Origin of the sequence: Dickeya oryzae (assembly GCF_020406815.2) — a bacterium.
Classification (GTDB): domain Bacteria; phylum Pseudomonadota; class Gammaproteobacteria; order Enterobacterales; family Enterobacteriaceae; genus Dickeya; species Dickeya oryzae.
On sequence record NZ_CP162670.1, the window covers coordinates 2,922,806 to 2,936,543 of the forward strand.

Annotated in this window: 9 protein-coding genes; 4 read left to right on the plus strand and 5 right to left on the minus strand. The window is 49.9% G+C overall.

Annotation, left to right across the window (positions count from 1 at the left end; all coding sequences use genetic code 11):
* Positions 1 to 19: 19 nt before the first annotated feature.
* Positions 20 to 2,569, minus strand: a complete 2,550-nt coding sequence (gene mdoH, locus LF929_RS12890; protein ID WP_210174271.1) for a glucans biosynthesis glucosyltransferase MdoH — start codon at positions 2,567 to 2,569, stop codon at positions 20 to 22.
* Entirely contained in the window at positions 2,562 to 4,130 is a 1,569-nt protein-coding gene (locus LF929_RS12895) for a glucan biosynthesis protein G (protein ID WP_038903939.1), read from the minus strand. The genes mdoH and LF929_RS12895 overlap by 8 nt, the downstream gene beginning before the upstream one ends.
* 467 nt (positions 4,131 to 4,597) lie before the next feature.
* On the opposite strand from LF929_RS12895, the gene LF929_RS12900 reads away from it, so the two are divergent.
* Positions 4,598 to 4,984, plus strand: coding sequence for a DUF2946 family protein (locus LF929_RS12900; protein ID WP_368678971.1), 387 nt, complete (start codon positions 4,598 to 4,600; stop codon positions 4,982 to 4,984).
* Between the two features lie 215 nt (positions 4,985 to 5,199).
* Positions 5,200 to 6,681, plus strand: coding sequence for a PepSY domain-containing protein (locus LF929_RS12905; RefSeq protein ID WP_226092945.1), 1,482 nt, complete (start codon positions 5,200 to 5,202; stop codon positions 6,679 to 6,681).
* Between the two features lie 150 nt (positions 6,682 to 6,831).
* On the opposite strand, the gene LF929_RS12910 is transcribed toward LF929_RS12905, so the two are convergent.
* Complete coding sequence (locus tag LF929_RS12910) at positions 6,832 to 8,496, minus strand: methyl-accepting chemotaxis protein (RefSeq protein WP_226092946.1); 1,665 nt, start codon at positions 8,494 to 8,496, stop codon at positions 6,832 to 6,834.
* Between the two features lie 1,206 nt (positions 8,497 to 9,702).
* Positions 9,703 to 9,978: a hypothetical protein gene (locus tag LF929_RS12915; protein WP_038903936.1), complete on the minus strand. Its 276-nt coding sequence runs from the start codon at positions 9,976 to 9,978 to the stop codon at positions 9,703 to 9,705.
* An 866-nt stretch (positions 9,979 to 10,844) separates the two neighbouring features.
* Here LF929_RS12915 and LF929_RS12920 point away from each other — a divergent pair.
* Positions 10,845 to 11,030, plus strand: coding sequence for a GhoT/OrtT family toxin (locus LF929_RS12920; RefSeq protein ID WP_080649072.1), 186 nt, complete (start codon positions 10,845 to 10,847; stop codon positions 11,028 to 11,030).
* A gap of 225 nt (positions 11,031 to 11,255) precedes the next feature.
* Here the strand turns inward: LF929_RS12920 and matP are convergent, their stop codons facing one another.
* The gene (gene matP / locus LF929_RS12925) at positions 11,256 to 11,729 is read right to left on the minus strand and encodes a macrodomain Ter protein MatP (protein WP_038907578.1); all 474 of its coding nucleotides are present in this window, start codon (positions 11,727 to 11,729) and stop codon (positions 11,256 to 11,258) included.
* A 208-nt stretch (positions 11,730 to 11,937) separates the two neighbouring features.
* On the opposite strand from matP, the gene LF929_RS12930 reads away from it, so the two are divergent.
* Positions 11,938 to 13,668, plus strand: a complete 1,731-nt coding sequence (locus LF929_RS12930; RefSeq protein ID WP_038907576.1) for a Lon protease family protein — start codon at positions 11,938 to 11,940, stop codon at positions 13,666 to 13,668.
* Positions 13,669 to 13,738: the final 70 nt, after the last annotated feature.

Below are 13,738 nucleotides of genomic sequence, written 5' to 3' on the forward strand. Positions count from 1 at the left end.
TTCACTGACTTATGCGGGTTTATTCGCTTTTAATCACCGGTGCAGCAAGCGTCTGGTAATGGTTTCGCCAGTTGCTGTACGCATCAGACTGACTCCAGACTCGATGATGCAATCGAGCCAATGTCACCGGATCGCTAATCAATGCCAGACGCAAATTACCATCAACCTCATGAGGGTTACGATGCAGTGCGTCATTCACGCGCTGTTCACGCATATCCTCAATCGGCTTACTCAGGCAATGACGTGCTGTTGCCATAGCACTGGCCAGCGCATTGACGGACGGATCAAACACCGCATGCATAAAGCCATGTTCCAGCTTGCGCTCACGATTACGACGGAAGTATTCGTCGGTCGCCACCAGCTCTCGCGGAGGAGTAGATTCTTCCGGAATAAGTAGCAACTTGCCACGCTTACAAGCCAAACCGAGGCTGGCTCGACTGGACAATACAGAGACCAGCGGTGAGAGGATCAGTGAGAACACGATTGGTCCGAGCCACCACAGGAAGCGCAAATCCAGCCATGCCATGCCGCCAGCCCATACCAGCCCCAGCAATAACTGAGAACCATGACGGGTGAAGGCTTCGCTCCAGGGCGTTGCGTCATCATCACGCTGTGGCGATTTCCATTGTACTGACCACCCCAGAAATGCGCTGACCACGAATACGGTATGGAACAACATACGCACCGGCGCCAGTAAGACAGAAAACAGCATTTCAATCAGCAGTGAAGAACACAGCCTTATCGAACCGCCGTACGCCTTAGCACCCTTGGCACAAACCAGAATGACACTCAGCAGCTTGGGCAGGAACAGCAACACCAGTGTTGTCGAGAACAAGGCGATCGCCAGTTCCGGACGCCACTGCGGCCACACCGGGAACAACTGGCGGGGCTGCAGGAAATACTGCGGCTCCATCAGCGTATGTACCACCTGCAATGCCGTAGACAGCGCCAGGAACATGAACCACAACGGCGCGGACAGGTAAGACATCACCCCCGTCAAAAATACCGCCCGATGTACCGGGTGCATGCCTTTGACCAGAAACAGGCGGAAGTTCATCAGGTTACCGTGACACCAGCGACGATCACGTTTCAACTCGTCCAGTAGGTTAGGCGGTAGCTCTTCATAACTGCCCGGTAAATCATACGCGATCCAGACGCCCCACCCGGCACGACGCATCAACGCGGCTTCGACAAAGTCATGTGACAGGATCGAACCGGCAAAAGAGCCTTCGCCCGGCAACGGCGCCAGCGCACAATGCTCGATGAAGGGTTTCACACGGATGATGGCGTTATGCCCCCAATAATGGGATTCACCTAACTGCCAGAAATGCAGACCGGCAGTGAACAGTGGCCCATACACACGGGTAGCAAACTGCTGGCAGCGGGCATACAGTGTATCCATACCCGATGCACGCGGTGCGGACTGGATAATCCCAGCGTTTGGATTGGCTTCCATCAACCGAACCAGTGATGTTAAGCACTCGCCGCTCATCACACTGTCGGCATCCAGCACCACCATATAGCTGTACTGGCTACCCCAGCGACGGCAGAAGTCATCGATGTTGCCACTCTTACGCTTCACACGGCGACGACGGCGACGATAGAAGATACGACCCGCACCGTCGACTTCCCGGCATAAATCCATCCACGCTTTTTGTTCCGCGATGCAAATATCCGGATCATTACTGTCACTGAGGACATAAATATCAAAATGATCCAGATCACCGGTAGCCGCCACCGACTCATAGGTCGCCCGCAACCCTGCGAAAACGCGTTCTACGTCCTCATTGCAGATAGGCATAATCAATGCCGTGCGATGTGCCGGATTTAACGGTTCATTCCCGGTGACTGTCGACGAGATACTGTATTTATCCTTACCGATGAGCAACTGCAGGAAACCCATCAGCGCCGTCCAGAAACCGGCGGAGACCCAGCAGAACAGAATCGCAAACAGGATCAATATTCCGCTTTGCAGCACGTAAGGCAGCAATTGCATGACAGTGCGCCAGACATCCTGATGGATCATCGCAAACGGATCGATCAAGGCCCATCCCTGATAAGGAAGAATGGTCTTCATATACCAGGTAGCAATCGCTGTCTGGAACAGAGTGAGCACCAACAGGATATAACGACGCAGCGTCCCCACCTTACGCCAGCGGTTTTCCGCTTCGTTTTCCTCTGCCGTCTTGTATTGATGACGAGGAGGTTTGGTGCGTCCTTTGAAAGTATCCCACCAGCGCACCATTGGGTTCGTCTGCCAGGCATCAGGGAACATAGAAGCACGGGTAATACGCGGCATAGCCTGTAATGCGGTGCGACCTTCACGGTCTTTGCCCAGTTGCTTACCGCCATTGAGCCCGTCCTCCCACGCCATTTCCAGACGGCGCGGTACAGAAACCAGCGGAATATCGTCCGGCGACTGCATATTGACGACAGAACCATCAGACAGTGACTGATGTAAGGAAGACAGCTCCTGAGACGAAGACAGCGTCTCGCGAAGGGCCTCTGCCTGCCCGGCAGGCAGAGGCAATTTCTCGATATACTCGAGGGAAGTCGTTGATTTATTCATTAGCAGGCAGCTGATAGCTCCAGGTTTCAGTCAATGTGGTATCACCATTGACCAACGCTGCTCGCATTTCCGTCGGCTGCTTGTTGTCCTTCACTTTCAGACGCAGTGTCAGACGCCAGCCATGCGTTACCGGATTATAGCGAACACTGTTTTCCACAATTTCGCCGTTGTCGCCAATACTGGCTTGCGATGCGACCGGCGTATTCGGATCCAGATCCTTCATCTTGCCGCCGACAAAATCAACCAGGAATGCGATGGTGCCATCTGGCTGACGAATCAGGTTAGACTGTTTCACGTCACCCGTCGAACGCATGGTCTGCATGACATAAGCCTGTTCCGGAGAATGCAGTGCTTCTTCATCCCGTGTGAAATGCAGGCGGTACTTCATTTCCAACGGCTTGCCTTTCTCTGGCAGATTTTCCGGTGTCCAGAAAGCGACAATATTGTCATTGGTTTCATCCGCAGTCGGAATTTCTACCAATTCAACTTTGCCTTTACCCCAGTCGCCTTTGGTTTCAACCCAGCCGCTTGGGCGCAGGTCATAACGGTCGTCCAGGTCTTCATAACCGGAGAAGTTACGGCCGCGTTGCAGCAGACCAAAGCCTTTCGGGTTTTCAATGGTATAGGTGCTGACCGACAAATGTTTGGGATTATTCAGCGGACGCCAGATCCACTCACCATTACCGGCATGGATCGACAGACCGTCGGAATCATGCAGCGCCGGACGGTAGTTCAGCGTCGGCGACGGCTGGTTTGGCCCAAACAGGAACATACTGGTCAACGGCGCTATGCCCAATTTACCCACTTTATCACGCAGATAGACTTTGGCTTCCACGTCCATCATGCTGTCACTGCCTGGATAAAGCACAAACCGGTAAGCACCAACAGAACGCGGAGAATCCAGCAATGCATAGATCACCAGATGTTTGTCTTCCGGTTTCGGATGCTCAATCCAGAATTCGCGAAAACGTGGGAACTCTTCACCGGAAGGCAATGCCGTGTCGATAGCCAACCCACGGGCAGACAACCCATACACCTGCCCTTTACCAACGATACGGAAATAACTCGCCCCCAGCATGCTGAGGATTTCATCGTTCTTATCCGCTTTATTAATTGGGTAAAGTACCTTGAAGCCAGCAAAGCCCAGATCTTTCACGGTCGCCGGGTCATGGTTGACCGAGCCAAAATCGAAGTAATCCGTAGAGTATTTGATTTCGTTGACTTCAGTGGCAGTCACTTCGTTGATTTTGACCGGAATGTCAAAATACATACCTTGATGGTAGAACTGCAGTTTGAAAGGCGTTGGGTCTGAATTCCAGTAGGATTTGTCCTGGTTGAAGCGAATCTGCTGATAATCAGCAAATTTCATGTCACGAAACTGGGCAGGAAGATTGCTCTTTGGTGCTTCATAGCCCTTTTCAGCCAGCTTTTCCGCCTTTTGCGCCACATCATCAATGGAAAAAGCCCAGGCGTGCAATGATGTCAAAGACAACATGACCGCCGCTGAAACCCAGCGAAGATTAGCAACACGCTGCTTAACCCTAAATTTATTAACCAGCACATCTCCCCCTGTATGTGTGCCTAAATCAACTAAAACCCATATTAATGGATAAGTTAGCTTTCCGACAACTTGAGAAAAGAATGGTTCATCATAATAGGTCACCGTTTAGACAACATCGACCCACTTCAGTGATAAACCACGTCCTCAAGATGAAAAACCATAACGGATATAACACCAGAAATGCCTAGGAATCATCCGTTGAGAAACGAGGGTAAATTTTCCTCTCACATGACGGCAGTAGCAAGAAACTTCTGGCCCCAACAGGCATTAAACGGCGATTTATGGAAAACAGAGCGCAATTTTTTCACCGAACGGGATCAAAAAAGAACATTTTCTTAACCCTTATCAACTGATCGGGTACAGTGTCGCCCATTCTGCCTTTTTCTGAGCATCGCATGTAACGCATGTCCCTGTTTGAACTGAGACAACGACGCCTCCCTGCCTGGCTTGGGATATTGGCCCTTGTCATGATCTTTTTGGCTCCGCCCATTTCGCAATCGCTGCGAAATAGCCATCACGTTCAAACCCCCTCTCCCGCTTCACTGTCAGCCATGGCCCCCATGTCGGGTCATCATGAACATCACAGTATGCATACGTCCGCAGCGTATCCTGCTCATTCGCCCATTACCCCGATGTCACACGGGGAGATGGGGATGGAGGATCATGCTGCATGTGGTTACTGTGTCCTGTTGTCGCATTTACCGCTGCTGGCGTTATCAGGCACACTCCAGCCTGCCCATGCTGTCTGGTTATCCCGCTGGCAGAAACCTTGTCCTCTATGTTCATCGCCTCATCTTCTACGTTTTCTGCCGCCTTTAGCTCGCGCCCCACCTTTATCAATTGCTCGTTTATAAAACAATGTGTTTATAAAACAATCTGTTTATAAAACAATCTGTTTATAAAACATGGTGTCCATAAACATAGTGTTCATCAAGCGTGGTGTCACGTCGCACGCTTACGGCTGATTTCATCAATGAGACGATGATTTCAGTGCCGGTGAACAACAATGCCCGCCAACAAGCCTGGAAATATCCGCTGTCGGCGGCAGGGTTACGCTATTGGAGAGGTTATGTCCGAGTCAAAAACAGTCACCACCTGCATCCATCAGGAAGAAACACTCACGGATGTGTCGCCCGTGCAAAACGCGAGCCACGACAATCTGGTTCGGTCTCAACGTATCGCGATGCAGGCATTATTGATGCGTTTGCATTTTTATATTGGGCTATTTGTTGGCCCGTTCATCTTTATTGCGGCCCTGACGGGCACGCTCTATGTGCTAACACCCCAGATTGAAACAAAGCTCTATTCCCAGCAGTTGTTTACCGATACCAGCGGAACGCCACAGTTGCTGTCGCACCAAATTGACGCGGCAGCGCATGCGCTGGGTGATAAGGCGCAATACGCCCGGCTGACCGCCGTTCGACCCGCACCTAGTGCCGGGCAGACGACGCGGGTGATGTATTCCCTGCCAGAACTCGGCCCATCAGAAAGTTTTGCGGTCTTCGTGGATCCGGTATCCCTTGATATCCGTGGCGCACTGACCGTCTATGGCACCAGTGGTATTTTGCCGTTTCGCACCGCGCTGGATTATCTGCATCGCAACCTGTTGCTGGGTGATATTGGTCGCCATTACAGCGAACTGGCTGCCTCCTGGCTATGGATTGCGGCACTGGGAGGGGGTTATATCTGGCTCTCGACCCGCAAAGTACAGCCTCGTTCGCGTCGTCGTTCCACCAGCGAGCGCCCAAGCCCCGTCAGGCAACGTCAGGGATTACGCCGCAATCATGCGTCCCTCGGCCTGCTGTTGCTGCTTGGATTGCTTTTCTTTTCAGCAACCGGTCTGACCTGGTCACGCTGGGCAGGTGACAATGTTGCCCAGCTTCGCGCTGTACTCGGCTGGCAAACCCCGTCGGTGAATACCCATCTGGATACGGTGCCGAACACGCCAGCGTCACCACATGCAGAACATCACATGATGTCTATGCCTGCGATGCTCTCCCCTGTCACACCGCAGATCTTCGATAACGTGCTGGCCGCCGCCAGAGACGCGGGTATTGATGCCGGGAAAATAGAGATTCGCCCATCACTCAAACCTCAGCGTGCCTGGACTGTCAGCGAAATTGATCGGTCATGGCCAACACAGGTTGATTCGGTTGCCGTTGACCCAACAACGTTCCACGTCATAGATAAAGTCCGCTTTGCCGACTATCCACTGGCCGCCAAACTGACTCGCTGGGGCATTGACGCTCATATGGGCGTACTATTCGGCCTGCCCAACCAGTTGTTGCTCGCTGCTTTTGGACTCGGGCTTTGCTGCCTGATTGTCTGGGGATATCGCATGTGGTGGATACGACGTCCAGCATATGCCTCCGCCCGCAACCCGGCACAGACCTTAACCACCGCGTTCTTGCAATTGGCTGTACCTCTGCGGCTGCTGGTGTTAATCATTTCAGGTGTGCTGATGGTTAGCCTGCCCGTCATGGGGGTCAGTTTGGTGCTATTTCTAGTCGTCGACATCTGGCGATGGTCACGACACCAGCTCATTGGGTAATTTTTCAGCCTGATGAGATAGCAGGGATAAGCTAATACAGATAAGCAACCACCACGATATTCTATGGTGATGCTCGCGTCTGAATATAAAAAACCGCAGCGACATGCTGTCAGGCTGCGGTTTTTATTTGCATCAGCAATGAATCGTTGATCAGAAGGTTACCCATTCCGGCGTATCAGACACGTTCGCGTTTTTTGTGCCCGGTAATCCGGTCAGCGCCACCCCTTTTCCTGCTGATTCGCGCCGCAACGTTCCTTTCCCTGAACCAGAATGGTTCAGCTTGAATACACTGACGGTCTTCGCCAGCGTTTGCGCCTGTTCCTGTAGCGATAACGCCGCCGCTGCGGATTCTTCTACCAGGGCAGCATTCTGCTGCGTCGTCGTATCGATCTGGCCGATCGCCAGGTTTATCTGATTAATGCCTTCACTTTGCTCCAGACTGGCCCTCGCGATTTCCGTGATCACGCTATCGGCGTTGTGCGCATTATCAATCACCGCCCCCATCGTGTGCTCCGTGTTTTCTACCAGTAACATGCCGTCCTGCACTTTATGCACCGAGTTATCAATCAACTCTTTAATTTCCTTGGCTGAATTCGCACTGCGTTGTGCCAGAGCACGAACTTCGCTGGCTACTACTGCGAACCCTCGCCCTTGCTCACCGGCCCGGGCTGCTTCCACGGCGGCATTCAGCGCCAGAATATTGGTCTGGAACGCAATACTGTCGATGACCCCAATAATTTCAGCCATACGCTGAGACGCATCACGTATTTCACGCATCTCCCGGGTGACGTCCACCATCATTTCACCACTCTGACGCACAATGTCGGAAGCCTGTCCCGCCAGTGACGCCGCGTGTTCCGTATTGGCCGCCGTATTTTTGATAGTCGCGGTCAGTTGTTCAATCGACGCGGCGGTTTCCTCCAGCGAACTGGCCTGTTCCTCAGTTCGGGCAGACAAATCCTGATTACCTGATGCAATCTGCGAGGCAGCGGAAGAAATGGTTTCCGCGCCCTCACGGACCTGACTGACGATATTGCACAAACTGTCATTCATCCCATACAGTGCGTGCAATAACTTCCCGGTTTCATCTTGTGTGCACACCGAAGGTTCAGACGTCAAATCTCCTTTGGCCACTTTCTCTGCCAGAATGAGCGCCTCCTGCAATGGCCGTGTCACACTACGGGTAATTCCCCAGGCGATCAGCCCACCAGCCACAATGCTGATGATAAAAACCATCAACAACATCATACGAATTTCGTTATAACTCTTTTGCACCATATCTTGTGCGCCAATCATTTGGCTATCCTGATAATTGATGAATTCGGCGACTTTGCTTTTATATTTTTGCTGTAACGACTGAGAGACACCCATCAATTCCGTCATGGCTTCACGCTTGTTCCCACGACCTGCCAGGTCCATCAACTTATTTGCTGACAAGCTATACTCGCTGCGAATCTGCTGGATATCTTTAAGCAAACCAATAGAGTGGGCATCTTTAACGTCTTTATTCAACGCCATCAGTAAAGTCGTAATTTCCGCTGAGTGCGCTTTAATCTCTTCATTCTGCTTTTGAATATCTGCCACGGAATCTGACATTAAAATAAACTGCTGTCCCAGCAACGCATTGTTCAGCTCATCAACTAACTTATTTCCTTTAGCTGTCAACGGATAAAGATCGGAGACGGTATAATCCATTTTTTGGTTAAAATCGCTCAATTTGCTTAATGCCACAGCACCTGAAATCAATAACATAACAATAAGAAATGAAAATCCGATTGCCAATCTGTAGCCTATTTTTAAATTAGAAAAATTCATTGTGAGCCCCTTTAATAAAATCCTTTCGTTTACAATCCAATAAAAAGATCGGTAAATAATCTATATTTACCAGGTACCATACCTTGATAGGTTCATTCTTTTGGCTTTATGAATCATGGGTCATCCCCTATACACGCCATACTTCAAGCTTGAACCTTGCCCTAAAGGGCTAACGCGTTGCATGCAAGCGCGTTGTCCTGAAACTCGAATTATCTGGGGTAGAGAAAGGAGGCAAAATAAGATAACAACACTGATCTCTTACCTGCGCACCATGTGACAACAGCTGTGTGATGCCATGCGCATTGAGGAAATGCACATAAGGGAAAGTCGAGTCTTACATTGTTCCGGTTAGTACAATGAATACGTTTACCGTATATTTTATATCTGGAAATCACATTATCCTCCATGATTATCATTTCCTGCGATGTACCCATCGCTAAAGCAACCATGCATGGTTTAGTTTTGAGTCTGGAGCATGACACGGTTATATCTATAAGATATTGATTGCAATAATCGGATTCGGCGTCCTGCCATCCTCATTATCAGCGTCATCTCTGTAATGAAATCACACCGATGATGGATTGTTTCATATTATAAAAAGAATAGTAAGTGTATTGTTGTTACTGACAGAAAAATCTTACAAAATTTTCTATATCATTACGCGATAAATAATGTGACTGTCTATTTAAGCAATATTTTTTGAGTAATATTTTTGATCCGAAAATACTTATCATTGGAACACACAACGATCTACGATAGTGCAGGAAAATACTCGGTTTTTTTTTGGAAAGATAGCGCGATGTTTATTTTTTCAGGTAAACACCTGGCAAAACGACTCCCTGCGTTATTCACATACACCCGATACGGTACGCCCATCTTCACCGCTCACACCTATTAGCGCTGGAGTATTAGTACTGGAGTTGGTCGACGACCGATGTCAGATCATACCGAGCAATACACCCGACATCCTGAACTAACAGTAGTCGGTGAGAACTTAATCGATGAGAACTGAGTAGTTCGAGTCAGGTAAACGTTCCTTCGAGCTGGCCCCTTTTTACGACGGCGCTGCTGCTATCGTGCATACTGGGATAAGACGCGTGCATCAACTCTATTGATGAGGCAGGGAGAGCAGTGGCTCAAACTAAAGGGAGAAAAACAAGATAAATGCTGTACCACTTAAGGCTGATACAGCATACAAGGCGAGGATTATTTCTTCCTGGAGGTTCCTTTGCCTTTGAGCAACTGGCGAAGCTTTTTGATTTCCTTCGCTGTCAGCGGTTGCTCGACGAGCTCTTCCGTGTTCTGGCTATCAACGATCTCTGCCTCATCAGTGTCATGGGCATGATCTTCGATATCAAAACTTCTCAGCAAACGGGCACTGACCTCAGCGCTGATAGAAACCTCGTTTTCCAACGCGGCAGCTTTAATCTTTTCTTTCAGCTCTGATGGTATTTTCAGTGACAGACTGGATATCTCACTCATTTCATTACCTTTCTGGCAGGATAAAGTCTCAAACTATGCCAGTCCTTTGACAAAGTCCATACTGAAACAAAAAATTAATATAATTGTCATATAAATAACAAAAAAATATAAAAAATACGTGTTCTTGATGTGATATAGATCTCAGTTTTATTCTTTTTAACCCATCCCTTGTTTAAGCGTGTTCTGACTATTCCGCGTGAGTAGCGATTTTTATCACAACCACTCATTGCGTTTTATACTTTGCCTGAAAATAAATAATTATCTATACCCCAAATAATTCGAGTTGCAGGACAAAACGCACTGCGTTTTGAACAACGCCACGCGTTGGCCCTTTAGGGCAAGGCTAATTAGAGCCTTGTAACGCGGCAAGTGAGTGACAAATTCGTTGGGAACGAATTTGACCAGCCAACGGCTGGCCTCTGGTGAGCGACAGGATGTCTCTCATTTCATCCCGATGAGCTTACTCAGGTAAGTGATTCGGGTGAATGAACGCAGCCAACACACCTGCAACTTGAAGTATGACGGGTATAAAAAAGGGATAAATACAGCTCAGACTATTCTGGATTTGTATTCTTTGACATATCTGGCAAAAATAAATCGCGACCTTGTGTAATATTATTACAAAGTGAATTTTACGGCTGAGTGCCCAACAGCGGCAGCTATTCCATGCTGTTAACATTTTTCCGGCATTCAGGCACGCATAGTGAGAGTCTGTCACAACAGTGGCGATGGCCACTTATGTGGTCGTGCTGCAAGGTTCTCCCGCCAGTATGTCCATGCAGGCATCACTCAGGTAGGTTAATCGATTGATCGTAAAATTTTAACGGCATAGAATACGCGCCCCCTGCAACCATAAGGAAGTAAATGTGTCACACCATCACCTGTGGGAAATGATCAGAACCCTCTATTTCCTGGGCCTTGCGGCCTCGATGATATTTACTTTTTTTATGAGCAAAGATAATTCGTTAATCATGCGTTTTTTAGCCGCCATATTAATTGGTGTTACCTGGCCATTAAGTTTTCCGGTCGTCATCGTTTTTTCATTTTTTTAATTATTGTACTCAGAATAATTTAAGTCTCAGGGCAATCAGTTAGCATGTTGAAATGTGTTGGCGTGCTGAACTGTCAGGTGCTGTCGGGGATGAGATCTGAAATCTGTGATGGAACTCACTGCATTAATCGGGAAGGGATAACGTATTAACACCACTTAACGAGTAAACCCCTCTTATTAATCGACGAACTCAACTGGCGAAATAGCGCGTTATCACCGACGAGTTTCAGTCCGAAACGTCATTTTCCGGTGGTTGATTCAGCATGGCCTGGAGGTCTTGTCTGAGCAGCGACATCTGGCTGGCGTACTTTTCTTTATGCTCGGCATCTTCGAGCAATTGCACAATGGTCTCTGACAGGGTAATACCGCGACGCTGCGCCAGCGCCGCCAGGCGTTGCCACACCAGATAATCCAGATCGATAGATTTTTTACGGGTGTGCTGGTGTTCCGCGTTGAAATGCCGTTTACGCCGGGCACGGATCGTCTGCTTCATGCGATTCTCCAGCGTCGGATTCATGCACTGCGCAATCCACTCCAGCACCAATACCGGCTGACTTTCCATTTTCAGCAGTCGGTTGACGGCGTCATCGGCTGCGCTTTGCTCAATAAAGCGCGTTATCGGCTCACCCTCGCGATGTTTTTTAACCAGGTACTTCCACTTCCAGCCGCACTCAAGATTTTTTAGTTGTTGATATTTCATACATTATTCTTTAGTGACCGTGTAACGTGCCTGAACTTGCCCCCATTGTTGCCCGATATTCCCACTCCAGGCAATCCCTGTCTGGTTATTTTTCGCCCAGAACGGCCCCTGAATGCTCTCTTGTTAACCTCTCCCAACTCAGCACGTATGCAGCCTTGAGAATTCTTGTATAATTACGGTTTTCCTTTAAACGATTACAGCAGATACTTTGACCAATAACCGACTCGAATGGCAGCAACTGCTGCCCGATCATACGCCATATCAGACGTTATTCTCCCAGGCAGCCCAACTCGCCCCCGCTGAATTCTCTGCGGTACAGCCTCGGCTTGCCGATGCACTGACGATTTTTTGCCATCCCCGCTCGCCATCGCAGTTTATGTTGCTGAAGGCGCAGGAAAATAATGCCTATCTGGCCTTGATCGCCAACGCCATCGCGCAGTTACCTGCGCGGCAACCAGAAGCGTTATCTGGCTATCGTTATCATATTGATGGACGGCAGATCAGCATTCAGCCAGCCCAGTATCAGGATGACAATTTTGCGGCTACGTTGCGTTGCGGCTACCAGGAATGGATCGAACCGGAACAGCTATTTGGCTGTGTGCGGATATACAAAGACGATATTACTCTGCAGCCCGGTCTGCTCCATCGCGTCAACGGCGGCACGCTGATCCTGTCCGCCCGGACATTGCTGGCGCAGCCGTTGATGTGGTTGCGGCTTAAGCAAATCATCATTGATGGTCAATATCACTGGTTGTCTCCCGATGAGCGACGACCGTTACCGGTAGAGATCCCGCCGATGCCAGTCGACCTGCGTCTGGTTGTACTCGGCGATCGTGACAGTCTGGGCGATATCCATGATATGGAGCCAGAACTGGGCGAGCTGGCGATCTATGGTGAATTTGAGTCGCACCTGCAATTAATCGAACCGGAAGATATGGTGCACTGGTGTTCTTACATCAACGCGTTATGTCTGGAAAATCAATTGCCGTTGCTGGCCGCTGATGCCTGGCCAGAGCTGTTCTCACTGGCTGTGCGCTATAGTGGTGATCAAGGTAATGTGCCGTTATGCCCGCAATGGCTGACGCACCAGCTCAAGCACGCGGCGCTCTATACGCGCCAGGAAGAGATCACCGGACAAGCGTTTATTGATGCCGTCACGGCACGCCGTTGGCGCGAGGGGTATCTGTCTGAGCGCATGCAGGATGAAATTGAACTGGGTCAGGTTCTGATCGAAACCGAAGGCGACATGATTGGCCAAGTCAATGGCCTGTCAGTGCTGGAATATCCTGGTTACCCGCTGATGTTTGGTGAACCCACCCGTATCAGTTGCGTGGTCCATCCTGGCGATGGCGAACTCACCGATGTCGAGCGTAAGGCCGAATTGGGTGGCAACCTGCATGCTAAGGGTATGATGATCATGCAGGCGTTTCTGATTTCCGAGCTGGAACTCGAGCAACAACTGCCATTCTCTGCCTCGATTGTGTTTGAACAATCCTATGGCGAGGTCGATGGTGACAGCGCATCACTGGCTGAACTTAGCGCGCTGGTGAGTGCGTTGTCGCAGTGTCCTATCAATCAGCAACTGGCGGTGACCGGTTCCGTCGACCAGTTTGGGCATGTACAGCCCATTGGCGGCGTTAACGAAAAAATTGAAGGATTCTTCGAGGTATGCCAGCGTCGCGGCCTGACAGGTAAGCAAGGGGTGATAATCCCATCGACCAATCAACGTCATTTATGCCTGCAGCCAGACGTCATTGACGCCGTACGCAAAGAGCAGTTCCATATCTATGTCGTGGATTCGGTCGCCGAAGCACTGACGCTCTTGACGCAGGTGCCTTACGACGATGAACATCAACCCAGCCTGCTGGCAGCGATCCGTGAACGAATCGTGCAGTTGGCACCACCGGAGCGGCGTCGCTTTCCGTGGTTTTTCCGTTAAAGAAACTGGTTGGGCCAGAAGCAACAGACTTGCTCAGCGTACATCTGTACGCTAACCTGCCTGCTCCACA

What these genes read in the sequence shown, in the direction of transcription:
- matP (WP_038907578.1), bottom strand. Translation starts at nt 11,729, where the DNA reads ATGAAATATCAACAACTAAAAAATCTTGAGTGCGGCTGGAAGTGGAAG.
- LF929_RS12910 (WP_226092946.1), bottom strand. Translation starts at nt 8,496, where the DNA reads ATGAATTTTTCTAATTTAAAAATAGGCTACAGATTGGCAATCGGATTT.
- LF929_RS12905 (WP_226092945.1), top strand. Translation starts at nt 5,200, where the DNA reads ATGTCCGAGTCAAAAACAGTCACCACCTGCATCCATCAGGAAGAAACA.
- LF929_RS12915 (WP_038903936.1), bottom strand. Translation starts at nt 9,978, where the DNA reads ATGAGTGAGATATCCAGTCTGTCACTGAAAATACCATCAGAGCTGAAA.
- mdoH (WP_210174271.1), bottom strand. Translation starts at nt 2,569, where the DNA reads ATGAATAAATCAACGACTTCCCTCGAGTATATCGAGAAATTGCCTCTG.
- LF929_RS12900 (WP_368678971.1), top strand. Translation starts at nt 4,598, where the DNA reads ATGATCTTTTTGGCTCCGCCCATTTCGCAATCGCTGCGAAATAGCCAT.